The following is a 21,873-nucleotide window of genomic DNA, read 5'->3' as shown; positions in this document are numbered from 1 at the left end:
TAAGGGATTTAAAAATGTAAAACTCTTTTTTGTCAGTTAATTGGATAAACTGACGCCAGTCAATAAAGCACGAATTGTTAAAGCTGCAGCATCAGTACCATTGACGCCATTTGTCATCTTCCTGCAGCCTCTGGTTACGGTAAAAAATACGTAAACCGGCACCGGATGGAATGCTGCCGCCACGCAGAAGCAAATCAATCTCAGATGCACTACCTTCAAACCCTCTGGCAGTCAGTTCTGCCTCAAGCTGCAGGCGCTGCTGCTCCGAAATACTCTGTATGTATGCATTTTTCCGCTTCGGTTTTACCAGTCTCAACCTGGCTGTCAGCTCCCGCCGTTCCTTCTGGCCCATGTTGTGGAGATATTCCTGCAGTTCCTTCTCATCCATGATTTTAATATCGGGTAAATCCCCTCCTGATTTGTTCAGATTTTCAACAGGGGGACAGTTATTGCCACGAGTCCAAGGGGCGCAAGCGCCCTGGTCGGCTACCGCCTCCTGAACGTCAACGGCCTTACGAACCTTTTTCCACTTCATCGCGTGCGTGCAAATCTTGCCCTCTACAATCGGGGACCAGATGCCATAGATACGGATACCGTGATCGCCGTAGGCGCTCGGTTCGTCGTTAAGCTCATAAGCCGTGCGGACAAGGTGATATTTGCGGGGAACCAGTACACCGCCCTGCTTCATGATGTAGGTGGCAAAGCAACCCGCATCTGCAGCTGCCAGTACCGCATCCAGACGCGGATTATCCAGTACCGGCGCACCCGCTTTGCGTTCGCCCTGCACTCTCGCCGCCTGACCTGCCAGCAAGCGCAGCTCGCGGTATGCCTGACGACCCGGAATACCAAAGAAACGAAATTGCTGAACACGGTGCAGCGACGCCCAGGCGCTGACATGCTCGGCGCTGTCACGCAGTGATCTGCCGGTTTCTTTGCTGATTTCTTTAGCCAGCCCGCGCCCGTCGATGTTCTTACTGATGTATTTGGCGATGTAGCTTGTCGGCGTGCCCTTGCGCGGGTTGATTGGCTCGGACTTGAAGCGCGGCCCGGTATTGGTGCCCAGCTCCTCGCGGTCTTCACGGATGGCAAACTTACGCAGCAGCGCGGTGATGGAACGACGGTCTTTTTTGCGCATAAAGCACAGAAGATGCCAGTGCACGGTGCCGTCATGGTGCGGCTCTGCAACGCGAACGCCGTACCAGCGCAACCCGGCCTTGTGCATGGCCTTGCGGAAAGCGGCGAACGTATCAACCAGGTAGTCACTGCTCTGCCGGACAGTGGCACTGGTCCACTTCGGATTAGGTCTGCCGTTGTTGAGGGTTGCGTGGAAGCGTGACGGGCAGGTGATGGTATAAAACACCGAGCAGTCTCCGCGCATTTCCGCGATCAGCTCCAGTCCCTTAACACAGGCCATCATTTCATTACGGCGGTGTGCCGGGTTGCTGTTGCTGGCGTTCACCACGTCTTCCATGTCCAGCGTGTCGCCGTCTTCGTTGACCAGCTCATGCGAGCGGAAGAACTCCAGAGATTTGCGGCGCTGCTCGCGTTTATGGATCACCGCTTCATAGCTGACATACGGGGACGCTTTCTTGTTGACCAGGCAGACGGCACGCAGCTGCTCCTCCCGCCACTCGCAGCGCATCTGCCACAATTTGCGATACCACCAGTCCGCACACAGCATGCGCGCCAGCGACGGTGGGATCAGTTCATAAGGCACCGGCTTGCGGCGATGCTTTTTGCGGCGCAACTGCTCAAAGGCAGGCGGGATGACCTCAAGGCGCATGGCTTCTGCAGCAACCCTTTCCCATGCCTGGCGGATTTCTTCTGGTTTAACATCGTCACTAACAAACAGATCACCGCAGATCGCATCAAGACACATGCTCATATGTGCCGCAACCAGCGTGGAAAGGCGCTTGACCTGCTCCTGATTCATTTCAGGCAGTACCAGCAGCCCGTCCAGCCCGTCCTGGCTCGCCATGAACCGGAAAGACGCAGACACCTGGCTGTCACGTACACGCTCCAGCCGCTCAAGACAAGGCCTGATTGTTTCGCGCAGATAGCGGGAATAAGCTTTAGCCCTGCCCAGACTATGGAAGTATTTAATCCGCGCCAGCAGAGGCTTGCTGATATGGGCAGGCATGGCGCTTACATCGGCAATAATCACCAAATCTGGATTAACGCGCTGCTGTTCGCGGGCCATTTTGGCATGGCTAATCAGCCGATCCTGCTCAATTTCACGCTGGACAGGATCACGGGATTCATTAAAGAAATAGCGTTCCCAAACCTTATCACTCAGCGCTTCACGGCGCAGATGCTCCTGCTCGTTATCCACAGCGTAAAGAGCGATCAGGTTTGAAAGCGCAGACTCCGGCGCAACTTCCGCCGGGTCCAGATAGGGGTTAACCGCTTTTTTTGGGGTATTCCATGGAAAGGCTGCGGCGGCCTCATTCGAGCCGCCGGTGGTTTGGGCATGATGTAATGTGAATTTACTCACTGCCACGCCCGCACCTCAGCTTCCACCGAGATATCAGGACCAGACGCCAAATCAACACCAAACCAGCATGCTGATTTTGTGGCGATGATTTCTACTGCAGTTTTACTATCACCGGCAGCCACGCCCATGCTGCGCTTAGCGGTTATACGATGGTGAGTAAAATCACGATAAAGCGAACGTGTCAGAGACGTATCGCTGTTGGACACGATAACCGGATGACCTTCTGATGACCGGCGTTCAAGAATAGACGCCAGATGGTACTGATCATCCTCTGTAAAACCAGCTGTGTGATATCCGTTAAACGTGCCGTCATATGGTGGATCGCAATAGACAACATCACCCGTTTGCAGCAGTGCCAGTGTCTCGTCATAGCTGGCGCAGATAAACGTTGCGCGTTTTGCTTTTTCTGCAAATGCGCGTATTTCGTTTTCAGGGAAGTACGGCTTTTTATAATTACCGTAAGGAACATTAAAATAACCGTTCAAATTATAGCGACACAGTCCGCGATAACCATGGCGATTTAAATATAAGAAATACAATGCGCGTTCAATTGCGCCACCATGGCGCAAGTTAAACTCCTGTCTCGTCTTATAATATGCCTCTGAATCATTACGGGCTTCAAAAAGATATCGGCCCTCTTTGATGAAGTATTCGACATCATTCTTAATCACCTGATAGAGATTAATCAGGTCTGGATTAATATCCGCGACAAGATAATGAGGATAGTCTGTCTCCATCATCACAGCGCACGACCCCGCGAAAGGCTCAACCAGTCGCGGGCCTGCTGGAAGGTGTTTTTTCAGTTCTGCCATGATGGCGGTTTTATTACCCGCCCATTTCAGGATAGTGCTCATACAGCACCTCCTACGTAATGTTTGCCTTTCAGCTCTGCGATTTCCTGACAGGTGACGCAACACTGCACGCCCGGAATAGCGCAGCGGCGAGCTGGCGGGATCGGTGCATCGCAATCAATGCAGAGAACACGAGAAACGCCCGGCGTTCTGTTGCGGGCGGTGTGGATGTGGCGCTGGCGCTCTTCTTCAACGCGTTGCTGTACAAGGTCCATTGAATCAGCCATCAGTGGATCTCCTGCGCTTCGTTCTGAATGTTTTCAGCCGCAATACGCAGCAGTTCCGCCGCTTCAACGTGGTTAAGCTGACGTGACGTGATATGGCAAGCCAGGCTATCAAGACGGGCTGCCATTGCCGCGGCACGTGCCCGGCGTTCTTCCATGCGTGCATTAGTCAGCATCTGGTTAAGGCCGGCATCATCTGGTCCTGTTTTGGTGATACGGGTTTCAATATTTCGCATTGTTGTTTCTCCTGAATTTGGGCAATAAGAAGCCCGGCGGGTTTACGCCTTTAATTTCGGTTGTTGGTTAATTCGGCATGGCTAGCCGATTTGGAAATAAACTCACCACTGTACGGAAATGGTTCATTGCTTTAATCAGCTCCCGCTTTTCGTCAGTCGTCAGCTCACTAACATTGACGCTATGACGTTCCGCCGGAATCTTTGCCATAAAGAATATTGCGGCTAGTGCGCGTTTATTCTGCTCATGGTTAATATCCCGTTGGTCACGCATATCGCTAATAAAGCGCTCCAGTTCTGAATCAATATTTAAGCCAAACACTTTCGCCCTTAATTCCGCGATATGATTTAACCCATTAAGGCGGAGGCCAGCGCTTAGCGGAACAGTCGCAGCATCGCCTTCAATAGCCATGGTTTCCCCTGCTTTTTAGTGGACAGCTCAGCCAGCAACGCATCCTGAGCGGGGCACGGATGCCAGCGCTTGCCATCCTTCCCCATAATCCAGCCATGACCGCACTGCATTGCAGGACTTTGCTTAACGAGCAGTGATGCAAAAGATGGTTGTTTAGTCAGCATAGCCACCTCAGATCAGACCGAACGAAGCGCCGAGGCCCGTCACGGTATCTACTGCGCTTGCCATCGCCGGATTCGCCTGTAAACGCGCATGTAATGAAACTGCGGTGAGTGCCATCAGGCGCGTGACAGAGTTGATGCTGTTGATAACATCGCGGCGGCCCGCACTGGTTTTTACATCACCGGATACTGCGCCTGCAGCTACACGCCCAATCTCCGCAGTTGCACTCATGACGTAATGCGGCAGGTTCTCTTTTGCCACTTCATTCAATGGCACGCACGGCAGGCAATGGATTTGAGCCAGAAAACCGTCAACCAGCGTTGAGTCTTCTGTGATATCAGTCAGCAGCCAAATCTCCGGCGGCGTAAGTTGATGCGGTTGCTCCGGGTTCAGCTTATTGCGCAGCGTCTGGACATTCATTCCTGCGCGTTCTGCCAGCTTCGCCATGTTATGACGCAGCGCGAAAGACCGGCAGGCTTCGTCAAAGTGTGGATGTTTGGAAATGCGATAGTCAAACATAGTCAAATGCTCCGCTATATCTCAGAATGGAACTAATTAATGGTTACATTGCAATCTGAGAGCGCATCTACAGTCAGCGCAACAATGTTAATCATCACCTTCTCGCGCTTCTTATCTTTACGCAGACGATGACGAGGCAAACGCCCATCGGCAAGCATGTCGTTGATGGTGTCTACAGGTAGCCCGGTCAGCTCGCTATAACGTTCGATTGTGACGTGCGGCGTATTCAGAGTGATTGAAATGTTAGGGGTCATGGTGCAACATCTCCTATTGGCTTGTGGTGAGCCGGTAGTAATCGTGACAAGTCCCCAAATGGGAACGAAATTGATACTAGGATCGCATAAGAGATATGTCAACATCAAAGTACCCAAATGAGATCAAAATAAATCCCAATAAGGGTGGCAAGGCTGCGATTGAGCGATTGGTCGAGGCATATGGTTTCACAACACGGCAAGCCCTTGCTGACCACTTAGAAGTGTCAAAAAGTACATTGGCTAACAGATACATGCGAGATACCTTCCCCGCAGACTGGATAATTCAATGTGCTCTGGAAACCGGAATTTCGCTCAATTGGTTAACTACTGGCCAGGGAACAAAAGAAAAAGCTCACAGAAATAATATTTGTGAACTCGAAAAACACAATCTTTCTAATGGAAGGCTGGAGTCCTGTGGGTATTATTTTTTTGATGAGAAATTTCTACCTAATAACCTAAAGAATCCGATTGTAGTAATTGATGGAAAGTCTGAGTTTATTTGTGACAGGGAATTTGATGATGTTCGTGATGGGAAATGGGTACTGAGTATCGATGACGAAATATTGATTAGAAGTGTGACACGCCTACCAAGTAGTCGTATACATATAGACGGTGGCAATCACTCATTTGAGTGCGCGATATCTGATATAAAGATCATCGCAAAAATACTCATTTCCTGTTCCAGATAAGGATATCTTATGGTTCAATATTTAACTATTGGTAATATAGCGACGATACTATTTTTTTTAGGAATCACTATGTTGATCTATGCTATTAATAGCAATTCGACAAGTGTTTACTATAAATTTACAGATGAAAGCTTGTCTAAACAGCGCCTATTTAAGTTTTCTATTACGATACCTTTATTTGTAGCATTGCTATTCTCTCTACCTATATGCTTTCAAAATGAGTTAAACTTCGATTTCACTCCCGAAGGATACGATAGATTTTTGCGCACATTCAAATTGCCCATCGGCATTTGGTCTTTATCCATACCATTAGTTGCGATAGTAGCACACATTCACAGGACAACACAGACTTCGTCACAACTTGAAGTGACCAAAAAGAAGAATATTGGTGACAGCTTTTTCGCACACCACAAATATATTACAGAGGCTTTATCAAAATTTCCAACACACGTAATCAAAGCTAAAGGCGGAGATTTTGAAAAAAAAGTCACAGAGCCATACAAACTTTATAATAACCTTTTTAAGAATTCATCATACGAATCAGGTGTATCTCTTAGCGACATAGAAACAAAAGCAGTTGAGGTTCAAATGTTGCTAAACGAAATTTCATCACATATCAGAAAGTCGAGCATCCGTAGTGATAACATCCGAGGAAAAGCTGATGATCTTAATAAAGCAATAGAATGTACAAAACAGCTAAACACTTTATTAACAATTAGCATGATGAAATCAGATAAAAATTATCTTTATATGTTAAGAAATGACGTTGGGACTATGAAATTAATTATCCCATATTATCTTGAAGATGAGTTCAAAGAAGACTTAAAATTCACAATTGAGCTTGTAAAATCCATCTTCGGATTAATTAATAAGCCGATAGAAATTAAAGACACCCTGCACTATTATATATACCTATCCAATATAAGGCATTACCACTACAACGCAATTTTCAACAATTTGATCGAAACAGATGAGCAAGAAACTTATGGGTTTGCGTTGACAAAATCTAGCAGTTTTGATGAAGATTATTCTAATTATGAAGAAAGCCTAAAAATGAGAATGTATGTTGATGAAGTAATGAAACATTGACCACTGTTCAAACATACAGTTAAATTTAGCCCTCAGACATGAGGGCTTTTTTATGGCAGTACGAAAACTCGACACAGGAAAATGGATTTGTGAATGTTACCCCGCCGGGCGAAGTGGGCGGCGCGTGCGTAAGCAGTTCGCCACTAAAGGCGAAGCACTGGCTTTTGAACGCCACACTATGGAAGAAACGGAGGCTAAGCCCTGGCTGGGTGAATCAGTAGACCGTCGAACTCTGAAAGACGTCGTTGAACTCTGGTTCAAACTGCACGGCAAATCCCTGACCGCTGGCGAGCATGTTTACGACAAATTGGTCCTAATGGTCGATGCACTCGGAAACCCTCTCGCAACCGATCTCAGTTCCAAATTGTTCGCGCACTACCGCGATAAACGCCTTACAGGGGAAATCTACTTTAGCGACAAGTGGAAGAAAGGTGCCAGCCCGGTAACTATCAACCTTGAGCAAAGCTATCTGAGTGGAGTCTTTAGCGAATTGATCCGACTCGGTGAATGGACAGCACCAAACCCACTAGAGAACATGCGTAAATTCACTATTGCCGAAAAAGAAATGGCCTGGCTGACACATGAACAAATCACTGAGCTTTTGTACGATTGCAACCGCCAAAGCCCCCTGCTCGCTCTGGTTGTCAAAATCTGTCTGAGTACCGGGGCACGCTGGCGCGAAGCTGTAAACCTCACGCGATCACAAGTCACAAAGTACCGAATCACGTTTGTCAGGACTAAAGGCAAAAAGAACCGCAGCATTCCAATCAGCAAAGAACTCTATGAGGAAATAATAGCCCTGGACGGTTTCAAGTTCTTTACCGACTGCTACTTCCAGTTTTTATCTGTGATGGAGAAAACCTCTATAGTGCTTCCACGCGGGCAGCTTACACACGTTTTGCGCCACACGTTTGCGGCACACTTCATGATGTCTGGCGGGAACATTCTTGCTCTGCAAAAAATACTTGGACACCACGACATAAAAATGACAATGCGTTATGCTCACCTAGCCCCGGATCATCTTGAAACCGCCCTGCGCTTTAATCCGTTGGCTACATTGTCGAATCAATAACTGAGCGCTTATTTATCATGACATCAAAATGCTCACATGTATAATTCAGCTTATTCCCCTCTTTAGGCAAGTATGCAAATGTCTCAGATCGTACTTTTTCTCATTGCTATTGTGTTACTTATCGTTATATGGCGTCTCATCGGGCAACATAAGAAAACTGTTTTACGCACTGCTTTAATTTTACTATCCGTAGTTGTGCTGCTTATAGGTTCTGTCGCGGGCTGGCTTCAATACAGCTCATGGCAGGATAAACAACAATATCAGAAAGATGTCATGAGTTATTTTACTTCCTATGATGAATGGGCGGAAAAATCCAGAAAGGAAAATAACGGTAGCTACTACTCAATGGATGTAATGGAAAGATATGCACAAGATCTTGCCAGTGCTCGTGGCCACTCATATTGGTATTCAGAAAGACCGCTAACTTCAGGTGATGATGGTTTTCCAATCTTTAATGATTCTCTGACAATGATCCTCGCTGAACCTTTAGATGGAGTAACTGAAATCACAGTTAGTTACAACCGTGGTTATAGTGCGAATGTAGTCAAAGACGCAATTAAAGAAGGTTACCGCGGGGGGACTCTGGTCACAATCCTTACTTTGGATATGACAAAGCGTTGGAGTCCTTATAAAAATGCTTGGGTATCAACTAAAGGCTGAGAAACAATTCACAATAGGTTCCGAGCAAGGAGTGGCGACAAAGTGGCGGCAGCGGATGGCATTACCCGGTAATCGCCACCTCTCCCCACCAAACTAACTTATTGATTATCATACAACTCATTGTTTTTACTAACCCATTTACATAAATGGGTTTTTTGTTGCCTGCATTTCTCCTCTCCCGTCTTTACCCCCTTCCTCAACCATACTGACTGATGATCGGCATGAAGAGCAGGATCGTGTGGCGCAGGACATTTGTGTCGCCGGGGAGACAACCACTATCGCCCTCAACGATGCTCACCCGGCGATGCGTTTAACCATCTGCAGGATCTCTTCGCGCGTCATCGGCGTCCGGTCAGTCACAAAATGCAACGTCATTCCTTCAATAAAAGCGTCTAGCGCCCGGGCGGTAATAGGATCAAACCACTGCTCAAGCGTTCTCTGACTGGTTTGCATCCAGTCCTGCATCACACTTCTTAGCGTCGGCTTACGATTCATCATCGCGTACAGCTGATACATCAGCTCCATATTATGCGGCGTCGTCACTTCTGAACTGTAAATGAGGGTGGTGATCGATTCGCAGGCCATTTCCGGGCCGGTCACCCCGGCAAAAAAATCACGATATTGCTGCGCCATATCGCACGTAAAACGCGTGAACGCTTCTTCAATCAACGAGTCCATACCCTCGAAGTAATATGTCATGGATCCCAGTGGAACCCCTGCACAGCTGGCGATTTTACGATGCGTTACAGCACTGATCCCATGCTCAGCAATTGTCTCCAGAGTTGCCTGAAGTATCCTTTCCCGACGCTGCGGATCGTTTGGTCGTCTGCTCATAAATTCCCCTTCTGATTTATGTACAAATGTACACAAACTTGCTAGTGTTGTCGCTATTGTTGTACTTTTGGTGCTTCCCTGATGACATTGACTTCCTCCCGTAAAGCCATGCAACGCCGTACCTGGGCGCTTTTTATGTTCTTCTTTTTGCCCGGCTTGCTGATGGCCTCCTGGGCCACACGCACGCCCGCCATTCGTGACACGCTTTCGGTCTCGACGGCGGAAATGGGGGCCGTACTGTTTGGTCTCTCGATTGGTTCGATGAGCGGCATCCTTTGTTCGGCCTGGCTGGTGAAACGATTTGGCACTCGAAAGGTGATTCGCACCACCATGTCCTGCGCAATTGTAGGGATGCTGGTGCTAAGCCTGGCGCTTTGGCTCACCTCCCCGGTGTTGTTCGCGCTGGGTTTAGGTGTATTCGGCGCCAGTTTTGGTTCCGCAGAAGTGGCGATCAATATTGAAGGGGCGGCCGTCGAACGTGAGATGAACAAAACCGTTTTGCCGATGATGCACGGTTTTTACAGTTTCAGCACGCTGGCGGGCGCGGGTATCGGGATGGCACTGACAGCCTTCGGCGTCGCGGCAACCACGCATATTGTACTGGCTTCGCTGGTAGCGATTGCGCCGATTTTTATTGCCATCCAGGCCATTCCTGACGGGACGGGCAAAAACGCCAACGACGGTTCTCATCACCAGGAAAAAGGCGTCCCCTTCTGGCGCGATATTCAGTTGCTGCTGATTGGCGTTGTGGTGCTGGCGATGGCCTTTGCTGAAGGGTCCGCCAACGACTGGCTACCGCTGCTGATGGTCGACGGTCACGGGTTTAGCCCGACATCCGGCTCGCTGATTTACGCAGGGTTCACGCTCGGGATGACCGTCGGGCGCTTTACCGGTGGCTGGTTTATTGACCGTTACAGTCGTGTGGCGGTGGTTCGCGCCAGCGCCCTGATGGGCGCGCTCGGTATTGGTCTGATTATTTTCGTCGACAGCGCCTGGGTGGCCGGCGTCTCTGTGATACTGTGGGGCCTGGGCGCATCGCTCGGTTTCCCGTTAACCATTTCTGCGGCCAGCGACACGGGGCCGGATGCACCGACACGCGTTAGCGTCGTGGCAACCACCGGCTATCTCGCCTTTCTCGTTGGCCCTCCGCTGCTCGGCTACCTCGGCGAACACTACGGTTTACGTAGCGCCATGCTGGTGGTGCTGGCGCTGGTACTGCTGGCCGCCGTTGTCGCCAGAGCCGTCGCCAAACCAAATTCAACTACGCAAACTGCGATGGAGAAGGGATAAATGGGTATTAAGTTAATTGCAGTCGATATGGATGGCACTTTTCTGAGCGATCAAAAGACCTATAATCGCGAACGTTTTCTTGCACAGTATCAGCAGATGAAAACGCAGGGTATTCGTTTTGCGGTCGCCAGTGGCAATCAGTACTACCAGCTCATCTCTTTCTTTCCTGAGATTGCCCATGAGATCTCCTTTGTCGCCGAAAACGGCGGTTGGGTGGTAAGCGAAGGCCAGGATATCTTTAACGGCGATCTGGCGAAATCCGATTTTACCGCCATCGTTGATCACCTGTTAACCCGCGCCGATGTCGAAATCATCGCCTGCGGTAAGAACAGTGCGTATACCCTGAAAGCGTACAACGACGAGATGAAAGCCACCGCCGGCATGTACTATCACCGCCTCGAATTCGTGGATGATTTCAACAATATCAATGACGTGTTTTTCAAATTTGGCCTGAACATCTCAGACGATCGGATCCCGGAAGTTCAGCAAGCCCTGCACGACGCCATTGGCGATATCATGGTGCCTGTTCACACCGGCTATGGCAGCATCGATCTCATTATCCCCGGCGTACACAAAGCGAACGGACTGCGCCTGCTCCAGCAGCGTTGGGGAATTGACGATAGTGAAGTCGTGGTGTTTGGGGATGGCGGAAATGATGTTGAAATGCTGCGCCAGGCGGGCTTTAGTTTTGCAATGGAAAATGCGGCAGATACGATTGCGAAGGCCGCGAAATATCGAGCTGGCTCAAACAACAAAGAAGGCGTCCTCGACATCATTGATTGTGTCCTGAAGAACGAAGCGCCATTTAATTAACAACGACTTGCGTTATTCACCAGGCTAAGGTGTTTACACCGCCATCCGATTTTATTGCCTGATGGCGGTGCGCTTAGCGGGCCAACAATGTCGCCATTACCCTTCCCGGGTATTCCCGGCCTGTTTATCTTTCAGGAAGATAAACATCAGCAACAGCCACAACATGCCGCTCGCCAGATTAAACAGGCTGAACAGCCCATTCCCGCCGAGCAGATAAGCGTGCTTACTCAGTTCAATCCCGACGGTAAAGATCAGCATTTGCAGCATTCCCATCGCCGCAGAGACCGTGCCTTTACTCATGTCGCTGGCGAACAGGGTGAGGCGCACCAGTCCGGCGTTGGCCACACCGATGCCAAAAGCGTAAACGCTCAGACCGGCCGTCATCCACAAATACGCATGGGACGAGACGACGGTGGCCGCCGCGGCGATGAGCAGTCCCAGCACAATCGGCCAGCCGCCCATGATGATGAGCGAACGCACCGTACGCCGAGCGGTCAGGCGCGCCAGCATCAGGTTCCCGGCGATCAGCGCGCCAAAAATCGGCACCTGTAGCAGGCCATACTCGTAGCTACTAAGCTGTTCGCCGCTGATGATAATAATCGGTGACTGGGCGATCCAGGCCAGCAACGGCAGGCTGACGAACCCCAGCGCCAGCGCGCCGGCGACAAAGCGCCCATTTTTCAGCACCAGTCTGTAATCATTACCCAGCGCCTTTAGCGATAGCGGCTCGCCGATCCGCGTGGCGGTCTCCGGCATCGCCCGCTGCAGACCAAAGAACGCGATCGCCGCCAGTGCGGCGAACAGCACAAACATGCCTTCCCACGGCAGGACATGCACCCATGCCGCTCCCACCAGCGGTCCAAGCAGTGGCGCTATCAGCGCGACGTTCGCCATCAGGGCGGTGATTTTAATACACACGGCCTCTTCAAAGGACTCCTGGATCGCCGCGTAGCCCACCGCGCCAATAAAGCACAGACTGATGCCCTGCAAAAAACGCAGCAGGGTAAATTGTTCGATGCTTTGCGCCAGCAGCGTTGCCAGGCAGGTGACAATAAACCACACCACGCCCGCTAACATCACCGGACGACGGCCAATGCGATCCGACAGCGGCCCTAACAGCCATTGCAAAAACATACCGCCGGCCAGATAGGCGGTCATGGAGGTGGGTACCCAGTCGATCCCCGCCTGATATTGTTCCACCACCGCCAGCATGCCGGGTTGGATCATATCGTTGCCAATGTAGGTGGAGAATTCGTAGAGCACCAGACAGAGAGGGAAAAGCAGCGCCTGACGTCCAAGACGGGCACCTTGTTGTAAACGGTTTTGCATGCAATCTCTTCGACAATAAAAAATCGCGCAAAGTGTAATGAAAGAGCCTCACCTGAGATAGTGAATTATGCGTGGTAAAAGCAAAATGCGCACATTTTTACCCGCTCATGAAAATCCTTCCCCGGGTTTAAGGTTAGTCTACGTTGACGCGGTTATGCTGAGTGAAAATCACGAGCGATGTCTGAAACACCTTCTTTTACAGGTAAATAAGACAATCCCTCTTTACCCTGCGGACGGACACTTTTATTCTCGGCCTGCCTGGATTTTCATTAAACGAACTGAGTCTGACTGCTATGCTGGAAAATATTAACTATTCGCTGTTCTACTTTATCAATGCCACGCCGGACTCGGCATCGTGGATGATTTCCCTCGCCATTTTTATCGCCAAAGATCTGATCAACATCGTCCCGCTGTTAGCCGTTGTTCTCTGGCTGTGGGGACCGCGTGAACAGGTTTGCGCGCAGCGGCAGTTGATCGTCAAAATGGCGATGGCGCTGGTCGTTAGCCTGCTGGTGTCATGGGTAATGGGACACCTGTTCCCACACGATCGTCCGTTTGCCGATCGCATTGGCTACAATTATCTCCAGCATGCGGCAGATGACTCGTTCCCCAGCGATCACGGCACGGTGATATTTACCTTCGCGCTGGCGTTTTTGTTCTGGCATCGTCTCTGGTCCGGCGTTCTGTTGATGGTGTTGGCCGTCACCATCGCCTGGTCCCGCGTCTATCTTGGCGTGCACTGGCCGCTCGACATGCTCGGCGGACTGCTGGCTGGGATGATCGGCTGCCTGAGCGCGCAGATGATCTGGCAAAAATTCGGTCCGGCCCTCTATCGTGGCCTGCAACACGGTTACCGCATCTGCTTCGCCCTGCCGATTCGTAAAGGCTGGGTACGTGACTAGACGAAGGAAAAAAGAGTAATATTAAGCGCACTGAAAGAGACAGAGCGCTTAATTATTCATCCAGGGGAATTATGGAAACACGTCGCGAAGAGCGTATTGGTCAATTGCTGCAGGCACTGAAACGCAGCGATAAACTCCATCTTAAGGAAGCCGCGACCCTGCTGGGCGTCTCTGAAATGACCATTCGCCGCGACCTGAATAACAACAGTGCGCCGGTAGTGCTGCTCGGTGGCTATATTGTGCTGGAACCCCGCAGCGCCAGCCACTATCTGCTCAGCGATCAAAAATCCCGCTTAGTGGAAGAAAAACGTCGTGCGGCGCAGCTGGCGGCAAGTCTGGTGCAGCCGCATCAGACGCTGTTTTTTGACTGCGGTACGACGACGCCGTGGATCATCGAAGCGATCGATAATGACATCCCGTTTACCGCCGTCTGCTATTCCCTGAATACGTTTCTGGCATTGCAGGAAAAACCGCTGTGCCGGGCGATCCTCTCCGGCGGCGAATTTCACGCCAGCAATGCGATTTTCAAACCGCTTGATGCTCAGGAAACCCTGAACAATATCTGTCCGGATATCGCCTTTTATTCCGCTGCCGGCGTTCATATCAGCAAAGGGGCGACCTGTTTTAATCTGGAAGAATTGCCGGTGAAACACTGGGCAATGTCGATGGCGCAACACCACGTACTGGTGGCCGATCACAGCAAATTTGGCAAGGTCCGTCCGGCGCGGATGGGAGATTTAAAACACTTTGACATCGTGGTAAGCGACTGCTGCCCTGACGATGAATTTGTCAGCTTCGCCAAAGCGCAGCGAATTAAGCTTATGTACTAATTGCCGTTTGCCGGACAGGCGTCAGCGCTATCCGGCAATCATCAGGACTTAAGAGAACCAGCTACCGAACCACTGATGAAATTTCATCAGTACGAAATCCCACATCCGACCAAAGAAGCCGCCCTCTTCTACCGCCTCCATCACGATCAACGGACGCTGTTCAATCGATTTGCCGTTCAACTGGAAGTCAATCGTCCCGACCACCTGGCCCTTTTTCAGCGGCGCGGTGAGCTGCGGTTCCGTCAGCGTAAAGCTGGCTTTCAGGTTTTTCAGTTGACCGCGCGGAATCGTCACAGAACCGGCTTCGCCAGCCCCCAGATTCACCTCACTCTTGTCACCAAACCAGACGCGCTGGGTCACAAAGGTGGCATCCGGTTTGATAGGCGTTACGGTCTCAAAGAAGCGGAACCCCCAGGTCAACAGTTTTTCTGATTCATTAAAGCGGATACGGTCAGTTTTGGTGCCTAATACCACCGAAATCAGACGCATGTCGCCCTGAGTGGCCGACGCGACCAGATTGTATCCGGCTCCCGCCGTGGTGCCTGTTTTCATGCCGTCAACGTTCAGGCTGGAGCTCCAGAGCAGACGGTTTCGGTTGGGCTGGCGAATCTTGTTAAAAGTGAACTCTTTTTCTTTATGGATCGCATACTCTTCCGGCACATCGTGGATCAGTGCTTTACCCAGCAGCGCCATATCACGCGCGGTGCTGAACTGGCCCGGCGCATCCAGACCGTGTACCGTCTGGAAGGTGGTGTTCGTCAACCCAAGCTTTTTCGCATAACCATTCATCAGACCGATAAACGACTCCTGGCTCCCTGCGACATAGTCTGCCAGTGCGATACAGGCGTCGTTGCCGGACTGAATAATCACCCCTTTATTGAGATCGGAAACCGCCACCTGATCGCCGGGCTTCAGGAACATGACCGAGGAGCCGCGCAGCGCCGGGTTACCGGTCGCCCACGCGTCTTTGCCTATCGTCACCATGTCGGTCAGTTTAATTTTGCCCGCTTTGAGTGCCTGCCCCACCACATAGCTGGTCATGATTTTCGTCAGACTGGCCGGATCCAGTTTCTCATCGGCATTGCCTTCTGCCAGCACCTTACCGCTGGCGTAATCCATTAAAATCCACGCGCGCGCATCAACGCTCGGCGGTTCAATGGTCTGTTCCGCCGCCATCACCGTCGGCGCAAAGAGAAAGAGAAGGGCTGAACCCGCTGCGAAATTACGAAGGGAAGAAACGTATTGCGTCATAAATGCCACCCGAGTATCCATTCAAAAAATATACGTCATACCACCGTATAATAAGTGCGGTGAGTAATAACGCACTAAGAAGCGTAAGTGAACCGTAAGTTGGTAAAGTTTTTAAAGTTTATGCAATAACCCCCCGCTATGCCGCAACGGAGAGGAGTTTTTTGTTGGCTGTTGCGTAAATGTTAGCTTTATCTCACCATGTGGAGTGAACGCAGCCCTGAGGCTGTCCATTTTTTGAGGGGTAATTATGATTACGCTGTGGGGCCGGAATAACTCAACCAACGTCAAAAAAGTATTGTGGACGCTCGAAGAACTGGAATTACCGTTTAATCATATCCTGGCGGGAGGACAGTTTGGCCTGAACCATGATGCCGATTATCTGGCGATGAACCCGAACGGTCTGGTGCCTTTGCTACGTGATGATGAAAACGACCTGCTGCTGTGGGAGTCCAACGCCATCGTGCGTTACCTGGCTGCCCAGTATGGACAAAAACGCCTGTGGGTCGAGTCACCGGCACGTCGGGCTGAAGGCGAAAAATGGATGGACTGGGCGAATCAAACCCTCAGTCCAGCACACCGTGTGGTGCTTTTTGGTTTAGTGAGAACACCGCCGGAACAGCGCGATCACGCCGCTATCGATGCCGGGGCGAAACGCTGCGACGAGCTGTTCGCGATCCTCGACGCGGCGCTGGCCGACCAGCCCTGGTTCTCGGGAAAAGCGTTTGGCACCGGTGACATCGCCATCGCGCCGTTTGTCTACAACCTGTTCAACGTGGGACTGACATGGACACCGCGTCCGCATCTTGAGCGCTGGTACCAGCAGCTCAGCGAGCGCCCGGCGTTTCGTAAAACGGTCATGATCCCGGTCAGCTAAGCCGTTCAGGTACGCGGGCTGACTTTAAGCAACTCGCCATCGGACTCGTCGGTTAAGACATACAGATAACCGTCGGGCCCGACGCGTACGTCGCGGATCCGCTGTTTTCGCTCACCCAGAATGCGCCCCTCTTCAGCGACCGTATTGCCATTCACCCTCATCACAATCACATTCTGGTCCTTCAGTGCGCCAATGAACAGTTTCTGCCGCCACTGAGGGAAAGTATCGTGGTCATAAAAGGCCATCCCGCTAACGGCAGGTGATTTCTGCCAGTAGAAAATGGGCTGTTCGGTACCTGCCACCTTTTCGCCCTGCGCTTCCGGGATTTTCAGCCCGCTATAGTTAATGCCCCATGTCGCCAGCGGCCAGCCGTAGTTTTTGCCTTTTTCGGGGATATTGATCTCATCTCCGCCGCGCGGCCCGTGCTCATTGAGCCACAGCGTATCGCTCCACGGATTCATCGCCATCCCCTGCGGATTACGGATCCCATAAGACCAGATTTCCGGGCGCGCGCCAGGCTGATTAACAAACGGATTGTCCGCCGGGATTTTCCCCTGATCGGTCAGACGCACCACTTTCCCCTGCAGTTTGTCGAGGTCCTGTGCCGTCGGCCGCTGGTTGTTTTCCCCCAGCCCGATGAACAGATGCCCCTTACCGTCAAACACCAGTCGTCCACCGAAATGATTGCCGGTAGAGAGTTTTGGCATCTGCCGGAAGACCGTCTGGAAGTTTTCCAGCCGCGAAAGGTCGTCGCTGAGTCGACCATAGCCCACCGCAGTTCCTGCTTTTCCCTCTGCATCAGCCTGGGAAAAACTGAGCCAGACGCGCCGGGACTGGCTAAAGTCCGGTGCCAGCGCCACGTCCAGCAGACCGCCCTGCCCGTTTGCCCACACCTTTGGCACCCCAGGCAGCGGGTCAGAAAGCCCTTTTCCTGCCTGCCAGTGGCGCAACTGCCCACCCTTCAGAGTGATCAGCATGCCGTCGTCGCCCGGCAGAAAGGCCAGCGCCCACGGGTGGTCAAGTTTGGTTTGCAGCACCTCAACATTGACCGCAGGCGTTTTCGCCTGAGCAAACCAGGGGAAAATTAGCAATGTCATTACTGGGATAAGCGAACGACGCATAACGCCTCCTTGTTGACTCTGGTTAAAGCGTAGTCAGCGAAGAACGTCAGGAAGGCATTTTTACAAAAACTTAACGATGAAAGGGGGAGTCGCCTCCCCCTGGAATCAGGCATCTTCAAGCGTGGAATGAGCCTGCAAACTCTGAATGCTCAGCGTTAAGGTTGTCAGGCAGGTATTGAGTTTTTCTGCATTGACGGCAATAAAATTCGGACAGTCGTGGTGTCCGCTCATCAGGCACACCGCCGCAGCGGCGAGTGCGCCTTCGGCATGGTGCAAAGCATCCCACTCTTCCTGATCGAGATGCAGATTCAAGCGCAACGATTTATCGTGCAGCTCTCGGTTCAGTTCGAAAAAGTTCTCACGTAGATGATCATTCTCGCTGACTGACATGTATCCTTTCGCCATCCTTAGCTGCAGATACGCAGCGAGGTCGATCCTGGCGTTGATAAGCTTATTCAGCAGATCGGTTCTCAGTCTGTCAACGAACATACTTCGTTCCTCCTCTTCCAGCCATGGTGCAACATAATAGTATGGCTATTTTTTGTACAATGTGATGCCTGAGATCAATAATTCACCCGCCATTAACATAATTTACAAAGTCGCTATAAGCCAATACCGACTTTCCCGCCCTTATCGGGTGAGATAGCAATACAATTTTTGTGCGGAACTCTGTAGAATCCCTGCCCTGAACATTCCAATAACTGAACAATTTTTAAGCTATGAGCAAAGTAACCCACCAGCCGAAAATCGGCTTCGTTTCCCTCGGCTGTCCAAAAAACCTCGTCGATTCGGAACGTATCCTGACTGAACTGCGTACCGAAGGCTACGATGTCGTCCCGAGTTACGACGACGCCGATATGGTGATCGTCAATACCTGCGGTTTTATCGACAGCGCAGTGCAGGAATCACTGGAAGCCATTGGCGAAGCGCTGAACGAAAACGGCAAAGTGATCGTCACCGGCTGTCTGGGCGCGAAAGAAGATCAGATCCGTGAAGTCCATCCGAAAGTGCTGGAAATCACCGGGCCGCATAGCTATGAGCAGGTTCTGGAACATGTTCACCACTACGTGCCGAAACCGAAGCACAATCCGTTCCTGAGCCTGGTGCCGGAACAAGGCGTGAAGCTGACCCCACGTCATTACGCCTACCTGAAAATTTCTGAAGGCTGCAATCATCGCTGCACCTTCTGCATCATTCCGTCCATGCGCGGCGATCTGGTTAGCCGTCCAATTGGTGATGTGCTGAGCGAAGCAAAGCGTCTGGTCGATGCCGGTGTGAAAGAGATCCTCGTGATTTCTCAGGACACCTCCGCCTATGGCGTGGATGTGAAGCATCGTACCGGGTTCTATAACGGTGAACCGGTGAAAACCAGCATGGTCAGCCTGTGTGAACAGCTGTCTAAACTGGGTATCTGGACGCGTCTGCACTATGTCTACCCGTATCCTCACGTTGATGACGTGATCCCGCTGATGGCGGAAGGTAAGATCCTGCCATATCTGGATATCCCGCTTCAGCACGCCAGCCCACGTATTCTCAAGTTGATGAAGCGCCCCGGCTCGGTTGACCGCCAGCTGGCGCGCATCAAGCAATGGCGTGAAATCTGTCCGGAGCTGACCCTGCGCTCAACGTTTATTGTTGGCTTCCCGGGTGAAACGGAAGACGATTTCCAGATGCTGCTCGACTTCCTGAAAGAAGCGCGTCTCGACCGCGTAGGCTGCTTCAAATACAGCCCGGTAGAAGGCGCTGGCGCCAATGCGCTGCCGGATCAGGTACCGGAAGAGGTGAAGGAAGAGCGCTGGAACCGCTTTATGCAACTGCAACAGCAGATCTCTGCGGAACGTTTGCAGGAAAAAGTTGGTCGCGAAATTCTGGTGATCGTCGATGAAGTCGACGAAGAAGGCGCGATTGGTCGCAGCATGGCCGACGCCCCGGAAATCGACGGCGCAGTCTATCTGAACGGTGAAACCAACGTGAAGCCGGGCGACGTAATCCGCGTGAAAGTGGAAAACGCCGACGAGTACGACCTGTGGGGCACCCGCGCTTAACTCTTACTGACCCAGCCGGATAAGGCATTTATGCCCCATCCGGCAATGCCTGATAACGACGCCAACGCGTCTTATCAGGCCTGTGGCTCACCCTTTTATCTTCGGGTCCAGCGCGTCGCGCAGGCCATCGCCTAACAGATTAAACGCCAGTACCGTCAGGAAAATCGCCACCGCCGGGAACAGCGCCACATGCGGCGCAATCACCATATCCGCCCGCGCTTCATTCAGCATCGCGCCCCACTCCGGCGTCGGCGGCTGTGCGCCCAGTCCCAGAAACGACAGACTTGCCGCAGAGATGATCGACGTACCAATACGCATGGTAAAAAAGACCACAATCGACGAGACGGTTCCTGGCAGGATATGACTGAAAATAATGGTCGCATCGCTGGCACCAATACTGCGCGCCGATTCGATAAACGTCTGGCGTTTCAGCACCAGCGTGTTGCCGCGCACCAGACGCGCAAATGCCGGGATTGAGAAGATCGCCACCGCGATAATCACGTTGGCAATGCCGCTACCTAATACCGCGACCACAGCAATCGCCAGCAGGATACCCGGAAACGCAAACAGCACGTCGCAGATGCGCATGATGACCCGGTCCCACCAGCCTTCATAGTAACCCGCGAGCAGCCCCAGTACGGTGCCAATAACCGCGCCAATCAATACTGCAAATACCCCTGCCGCCAGTGAAATTTGCGCGCCAACCAGCACGCGGCTGAAGATATCTCTGCCCAGCGAATCCACGCCGAACCAGTGCATCATCGACGGTCCGTCATTCAGCCTGTCGTAATCGAAATAGTTTTCCGCATCGAACGGCGTCAGCCAGCGGGCGAAGATTGCCACCAGGATCAGCAGCAGCACAAACAGGCCTGCTATCAACGCCACATGCTGACGGCGAAAACGTCGCCAGAATTCGTGCCACGGCGTGCGTACCCGCTCGGGTTTCACCATTGGCATGGCATCTAAAATCGCCTGACGGCGCCAGTTAAGTAAACGCATCCTTACTTGTACCTGATAGCCGGGTTAATGGCGGCATACAGCACATCCACCACTAAGTTGATAAGTATAAATTCCAGTGAGAACAACAGGACTTCCGCCTGAATCACCGGATAATCGCGCATCTCTACGGAGTCCACCAGCAAACGTCCGAGACCGGGCCAGTTGAAGACCTTTTCGACCACGATAGACCCGCCGAGCAAAAAGCCGAACTGTAACCCCATCATGGTGACCACCGGGATCATCGCATTGCGCAGCCCATGCTTGAGCACCACCCAGGTTTCGCTGATCCCTTTCGCCCGGGCGGTACGCATATAGTCTTCACTGAGCACATCGACAAATGAGGCGCGGGTAAAGCGTGCCATCACTGAGGCCACCGCCGCGCCAAGGGTGACAGACGGCAGAATATAGTGCTGCCAGCTATCGGCCCCGACGGTCGGCAACCAGCCTAACTCCACGGAGAACACCTGCATTAACAACATCCCCAGCGCGATCGCCGGAAAGGAGATCCCGGTAACGGCCAGCGTCATGCTGAGGCGATCCGGCCAGCGATTACGCCATACCGCCGCGACAATTCCCGCCGCCATACCGAACAGAACGGCCCAGATCATACTGGTCAACGTCAGCCACAGCGTCGGCATAAACCGGCTGGCGATCTCCTCCGAGACCGGCCGACGGGAAACCATCGAGAGGCCAAAATCGCCCTGCAACACGTTAGTCATGTAATGCCAGAACTGGACATGCAGCGGCCTGTCGAGACCGAGTTGCTGACGAACCAGCTCAATCACCTGCGAGTCGGCTTCCGGCCCGGCAATCAGCCGCGCCGGGTCACCGGGCAACAGGTGAACAAATAAAAACACCAGCACCGCAACAATGAACAGGGTCGGAATCAACCCCAGCAGGCGTTTAAGGATATAGTTAAGCATCCG

The 21,873-nt window shown here is 51.9% G+C and carries 25 protein-coding genes; 10 read left to right on the top strand and 15 right to left on the bottom strand.

Going from position 1 to position 21,873, the window contains the following annotated elements:
* Window positions 1-91: 91 nt before the first annotated feature.
* The 8 genes from ACQ0PY_RS08470 to ACQ0PY_RS08435 all read right to left on the bottom strand — a co-directional run bounded on the left by ACQ0PY_RS08470 (window position 92) and on the right by ACQ0PY_RS08435 (window position 5,149).
* Window positions 92-2,500: a replication endonuclease gene (locus tag ACQ0PY_RS08470; protein WP_109740056.1), complete on the bottom strand. Its 2,409-nt coding sequence runs from the start codon at window positions 2,498-2,500 to the stop codon at window positions 92-94.
* Complete coding sequence (locus ACQ0PY_RS08465; RefSeq protein ID WP_109740055.1) at window positions 2,491-3,348, bottom strand: DNA adenine methylase; 858 nt, start codon at window positions 3,346-3,348, stop codon at window positions 2,491-2,493. Before ACQ0PY_RS08465 ends, ACQ0PY_RS08470 begins: the two co-directional genes overlap by 10 nt.
* Entirely contained in the window at window positions 3,345-3,572 is a 228-nt protein-coding gene (locus ACQ0PY_RS08460) for a TraR/DksA family transcriptional regulator (protein ID WP_109740054.1), read from the bottom strand. The genes ACQ0PY_RS08465 and ACQ0PY_RS08460 overlap by 4 nt, the downstream gene beginning before the upstream one ends.
* The gene (locus ACQ0PY_RS08455; protein ID WP_001244241.1) at window positions 3,572-3,805 is read right to left on the bottom strand and encodes a DUF2732 family protein; all 234 of its coding nucleotides are present in this window, start codon (window positions 3,803-3,805) and stop codon (window positions 3,572-3,574) included. The genes ACQ0PY_RS08460 and ACQ0PY_RS08455 overlap by 1 nt, the downstream gene beginning before the upstream one ends.
* A gap of 67 nt (window positions 3,806-3,872) precedes the next feature.
* Entirely contained in the window at window positions 3,873-4,214 is a 342-nt protein-coding gene (locus ACQ0PY_RS08450) for a DUF5347 family protein (RefSeq protein WP_000963480.1), read from the bottom strand.
* Window positions 4,178-4,378, bottom strand: a complete 201-nt coding sequence (locus tag ACQ0PY_RS08445; RefSeq protein ID WP_109740619.1) for a phage filamentation protein Fil family protein — start codon at window positions 4,376-4,378, stop codon at window positions 4,178-4,180. Before ACQ0PY_RS08445 ends, ACQ0PY_RS08450 begins: the two co-directional genes overlap by 37 nt.
* Before the next feature lie 7 nt (window positions 4,379-4,385).
* The gene (locus ACQ0PY_RS08440; protein ID WP_109740053.1) at window positions 4,386-4,895 is read right to left on the bottom strand and encodes a phage regulatory CII family protein; all 510 of its coding nucleotides are present in this window, start codon (window positions 4,893-4,895) and stop codon (window positions 4,386-4,388) included.
* A 32-nt stretch (window positions 4,896-4,927) separates the two neighbouring features.
* On the bottom strand, window positions 4,928-5,149 hold the full coding sequence (locus ACQ0PY_RS08435; RefSeq protein ID WP_012016743.1) for a MerR family transcriptional regulator: 222 nt from the start codon (window positions 5,147-5,149) through the stop codon (window positions 4,928-4,930).
* A gap of 95 nt (window positions 5,150-5,244) precedes the next feature.
* Between ACQ0PY_RS08435 and ACQ0PY_RS08430 the strand changes: the two genes are divergently transcribed.
* The 4 genes from ACQ0PY_RS08430 (at window position 5,245) to ACQ0PY_RS08415 (ending at window position 8,659) form a co-directional block, all read left to right on the top strand.
* Entirely contained in the window at window positions 5,245-5,838 is a 594-nt protein-coding gene (locus tag ACQ0PY_RS08430; RefSeq protein WP_164566081.1) for a phage repressor protein CI, read from the top strand.
* A 9-nt stretch (window positions 5,839-5,847) separates the two neighbouring features.
* Window positions 5,848-6,927: a hypothetical protein gene (locus ACQ0PY_RS08425; protein ID WP_109740052.1), complete on the top strand. Its 1,080-nt coding sequence runs from the start codon at window positions 5,848-5,850 to the stop codon at window positions 6,925-6,927.
* 52 nt (window positions 6,928-6,979) lie between these two features.
* Window positions 6,980-7,999, top strand: coding sequence for a phage integrase (locus ACQ0PY_RS08420; RefSeq protein WP_109740051.1), 1,020 nt, complete (start codon window positions 6,980-6,982; stop codon window positions 7,997-7,999).
* Window positions 8,000-8,077: 78 nt separating this feature from the next.
* Window positions 8,078-8,659 carry a hypothetical protein gene (locus ACQ0PY_RS08415; protein WP_109740050.1) on the top strand — a complete coding sequence of 194 codons (582 nt, stop codon included), beginning with the start codon at window positions 8,078-8,080 and terminating at the stop codon, window positions 8,657-8,659.
* A 294-nt stretch (window positions 8,660-8,953) separates the two neighbouring features.
* Here the strand turns inward: ACQ0PY_RS08415 and ACQ0PY_RS08410 are convergent, their stop codons facing one another.
* On the bottom strand, window positions 8,954-9,493 hold the full coding sequence (locus ACQ0PY_RS08410) for a TetR/AcrR family transcriptional regulator (protein WP_044256387.1): 540 nt from the start codon (window positions 9,491-9,493) through the stop codon (window positions 8,954-8,956).
* A gap of 81 nt (window positions 9,494-9,574) precedes the next feature.
* Between ACQ0PY_RS08410 and ACQ0PY_RS08405 the strand changes: the two genes are divergently transcribed.
* Window positions 9,575-10,783, top strand: a complete 1,209-nt coding sequence (locus ACQ0PY_RS08405; protein WP_150547004.1) for an MFS transporter — start codon at window positions 9,575-9,577, stop codon at window positions 10,781-10,783.
* Window positions 10,784-11,596: a Cof-type HAD-IIB family hydrolase gene (locus ACQ0PY_RS08400; RefSeq protein WP_043001243.1), complete on the top strand. Its 813-nt coding sequence runs from the start codon at window positions 10,784-10,786 to the stop codon at window positions 11,594-11,596. It begins immediately after the preceding gene.
* 96 nt (window positions 11,597-11,692) lie between these two features.
* On the opposite strand, the gene ACQ0PY_RS08395 is transcribed toward ACQ0PY_RS08400, so the two are convergent.
* Window positions 11,693-12,925 carry an MFS transporter gene (locus ACQ0PY_RS08395; protein WP_043001244.1) on the bottom strand — a complete coding sequence of 411 codons (1,233 nt, stop codon included), beginning with the start codon at window positions 12,923-12,925 and terminating at the stop codon, window positions 11,693-11,695.
* 293 nt (window positions 12,926-13,218) lie between these two features.
* Here ACQ0PY_RS08395 and ybjG point away from each other — a divergent pair, with 293 nt between their 5' ends.
* Entirely contained in the window at window positions 13,219-13,827 is a 609-nt protein-coding gene (gene ybjG / locus ACQ0PY_RS08390; protein ID WP_044264225.1) for an undecaprenyl-diphosphate phosphatase, read from the top strand.
* A 71-nt stretch (window positions 13,828-13,898) separates the two neighbouring features.
* Entirely contained in the window at window positions 13,899-14,657 is a 759-nt protein-coding gene (deoR, locus tag ACQ0PY_RS08385) for a DNA-binding transcriptional repressor DeoR (RefSeq protein ID WP_043001246.1), read from the top strand.
* A 48-nt stretch (window positions 14,658-14,705) separates the two neighbouring features.
* Here the strand turns inward: deoR and dacC are convergent, their stop codons facing one another.
* The gene (gene dacC / locus ACQ0PY_RS08380) at window positions 14,706-15,908 is read right to left on the bottom strand and encodes a serine-type D-Ala-D-Ala carboxypeptidase (protein WP_044256495.1); all 1,203 of its coding nucleotides are present in this window, start codon (window positions 15,906-15,908) and stop codon (window positions 14,706-14,708) included.
* A 247-nt stretch (window positions 15,909-16,155) separates the two neighbouring features.
* Here dacC and ACQ0PY_RS08375 point away from each other — a divergent pair, with 247 nt between their 5' ends.
* The gene (locus ACQ0PY_RS08375) at window positions 16,156-16,782 is read left to right on the top strand and encodes a glutathione S-transferase family protein (protein ID WP_061070336.1); all 627 of its coding nucleotides are present in this window, start codon (window positions 16,156-16,158) and stop codon (window positions 16,780-16,782) included.
* A gap of 5 nt (window positions 16,783-16,787) precedes the next feature.
* Here ACQ0PY_RS08375 and ACQ0PY_RS08370 read toward each other — a convergent pair whose 3' ends face one another.
* The gene (locus tag ACQ0PY_RS08370) at window positions 16,788-17,903 is read right to left on the bottom strand and encodes a PQQ-dependent sugar dehydrogenase (protein ID WP_044264228.1); all 1,116 of its coding nucleotides are present in this window, start codon (window positions 17,901-17,903) and stop codon (window positions 16,788-16,790) included.
* A 105-nt stretch (window positions 17,904-18,008) separates the two neighbouring features.
* Window positions 18,009-18,392: a biofilm formation regulator BssR gene (gene bssR, locus ACQ0PY_RS08365; RefSeq protein ID WP_043001249.1), complete on the bottom strand. Its 384-nt coding sequence runs from the start codon at window positions 18,390-18,392 to the stop codon at window positions 18,009-18,011.
* Between the two features lie 230 nt (window positions 18,393-18,622).
* Here bssR and rimO point away from each other — a divergent pair, with 230 nt between their 5' ends.
* Entirely contained in the window at window positions 18,623-19,948 is a 1,326-nt protein-coding gene (gene rimO, locus ACQ0PY_RS08360) for a 30S ribosomal protein S12 methylthiotransferase RimO (protein ID WP_043001250.1), read from the top strand.
* Window positions 19,949-20,035: 87 nt separating this feature from the next.
* Here rimO and gsiD read toward each other — a convergent pair whose 3' ends face one another.
* Together gsiD and gsiC are read right to left on the bottom strand one after the other, a co-directional pair.
* Window positions 20,036-20,947 (bottom strand): glutathione ABC transporter permease GsiD, encoded by a 912-nt coding sequence (gsiD, locus tag ACQ0PY_RS08355; RefSeq protein ID WP_044256394.1) that lies wholly within the window; start codon window positions 20,945-20,947, stop codon window positions 20,036-20,038.
* Window positions 20,948-20,949: 2 nt separating this feature from the next.
* Window positions 20,950-21,870 (bottom strand): glutathione ABC transporter permease GsiC, encoded by a 921-nt coding sequence (gene gsiC, locus ACQ0PY_RS08350; RefSeq protein WP_109740048.1) that lies wholly within the window; start codon window positions 21,868-21,870, stop codon window positions 20,950-20,952.
* Window positions 21,871-21,873: the final 3 nt, after the last annotated feature.

This window comes from Citrobacter sp. LST-B2 (genome assembly GCF_057983045.1).
Note: the sequence above shows the minus strand (reverse complement) of the source record. Positions and strands in the feature narration are given on the sequence as shown.

Bases quoted from the DNA above. Each gene is read 5' to 3' on its own strand.
- bssR (WP_043001249.1), bottom strand. From the start codon at position 18,392: ATGTTCGTTGACAGACTGAGAACCGATCTGCTGAATAAGCTTATCAAC.
- gsiC (WP_109740048.1), bottom strand. From the start codon at position 21,870: ATGCTTAACTATATCCTTAAACGCCTGCTGGGGTTGATTCCGACCCTG.
- ACQ0PY_RS08405 (WP_150547004.1), top strand. From the start codon at position 9,575: ATGACATTGACTTCCTCCCGTAAAGCCATGCAACGCCGTACCTGGGCG.
- ACQ0PY_RS08370 (WP_044264228.1), bottom strand. From the start codon at position 17,903: ATGCGTCGTTCGCTTATCCCAGTAATGACATTGCTAATTTTCCCCTGG.
- ACQ0PY_RS08440 (WP_109740053.1), bottom strand. From the start codon at position 4,895: ATGTTTGACTATCGCATTTCCAAACATCCACACTTTGACGAAGCCTGC.
- deoR (WP_043001246.1), top strand. From the start codon at position 13,899: ATGGAAACACGTCGCGAAGAGCGTATTGGTCAATTGCTGCAGGCACTG.
- ACQ0PY_RS08375 (WP_061070336.1), top strand. From the start codon at position 16,156: ATGATTACGCTGTGGGGCCGGAATAACTCAACCAACGTCAAAAAAGTA.
- ACQ0PY_RS08420 (WP_109740051.1), top strand. From the start codon at position 6,980: ATGGCAGTACGAAAACTCGACACAGGAAAATGGATTTGTGAATGTTAC.
- ACQ0PY_RS08425 (WP_109740052.1), top strand. From the start codon at position 5,848: ATGGTTCAATATTTAACTATTGGTAATATAGCGACGATACTATTTTTT.
- gsiD (WP_044256394.1), bottom strand. From the start codon at position 20,947: ATGCGTTTACTTAACTGGCGCCGTCAGGCGATTTTAGATGCCATGCCA.
- ACQ0PY_RS08455 (WP_001244241.1), bottom strand. From the start codon at position 3,805: ATGCGAAATATTGAAACCCGTATCACCAAAACAGGACCAGATGATGCC.
- ACQ0PY_RS08435 (WP_012016743.1), bottom strand. From the start codon at position 5,149: ATGACCCCTAACATTTCAATCACTCTGAATACGCCGCACGTCACAATC.
- dacC (WP_044256495.1), bottom strand. From the start codon at position 15,908: ATGACGCAATACGTTTCTTCCCTTCGTAATTTCGCAGCGGGTTCAGCC.
- ybjG (WP_044264225.1), top strand. From the start codon at position 13,219: ATGCTGGAAAATATTAACTATTCGCTGTTCTACTTTATCAATGCCACG.
- rimO (WP_043001250.1), top strand. From the start codon at position 18,623: ATGAGCAAAGTAACCCACCAGCCGAAAATCGGCTTCGTTTCCCTCGGC.
- ACQ0PY_RS08450 (WP_000963480.1), bottom strand. From the start codon at position 4,214: ATGGCTATTGAAGGCGATGCTGCGACTGTTCCGCTAAGCGCTGGCCTC.
- ACQ0PY_RS08415 (WP_109740050.1), top strand. From the start codon at position 8,078: ATGTCTCAGATCGTACTTTTTCTCATTGCTATTGTGTTACTTATCGTT.
- ACQ0PY_RS08460 (WP_109740054.1), bottom strand. From the start codon at position 3,572: ATGGCTGATTCAATGGACCTTGTACAGCAACGCGTTGAAGAAGAGCGC.
- ACQ0PY_RS08410 (WP_044256387.1), bottom strand. From the start codon at position 9,493: ATGAGCAGACGACCAAACGATCCGCAGCGTCGGGAAAGGATACTTCAG.
- ACQ0PY_RS08430 (WP_164566081.1), top strand. From the start codon at position 5,245: ATGTCAACATCAAAGTACCCAAATGAGATCAAAATAAATCCCAATAAG.
- ACQ0PY_RS08445 (WP_109740619.1), bottom strand. From the start codon at position 4,378: ATGCTGACTAAACAACCATCTTTTGCATCACTGCTCGTTAAGCAAAGT.
- ACQ0PY_RS08395 (WP_043001244.1), bottom strand. From the start codon at position 12,925: ATGCAAAACCGTTTACAACAAGGTGCCCGTCTTGGACGTCAGGCGCTG.
- ACQ0PY_RS08400 (WP_043001243.1), top strand. From the start codon at position 10,784: ATGGGTATTAAGTTAATTGCAGTCGATATGGATGGCACTTTTCTGAGC.
- ACQ0PY_RS08465 (WP_109740055.1), bottom strand. From the start codon at position 3,348: ATGAGCACTATCCTGAAATGGGCGGGTAATAAAACCGCCATCATGGCA.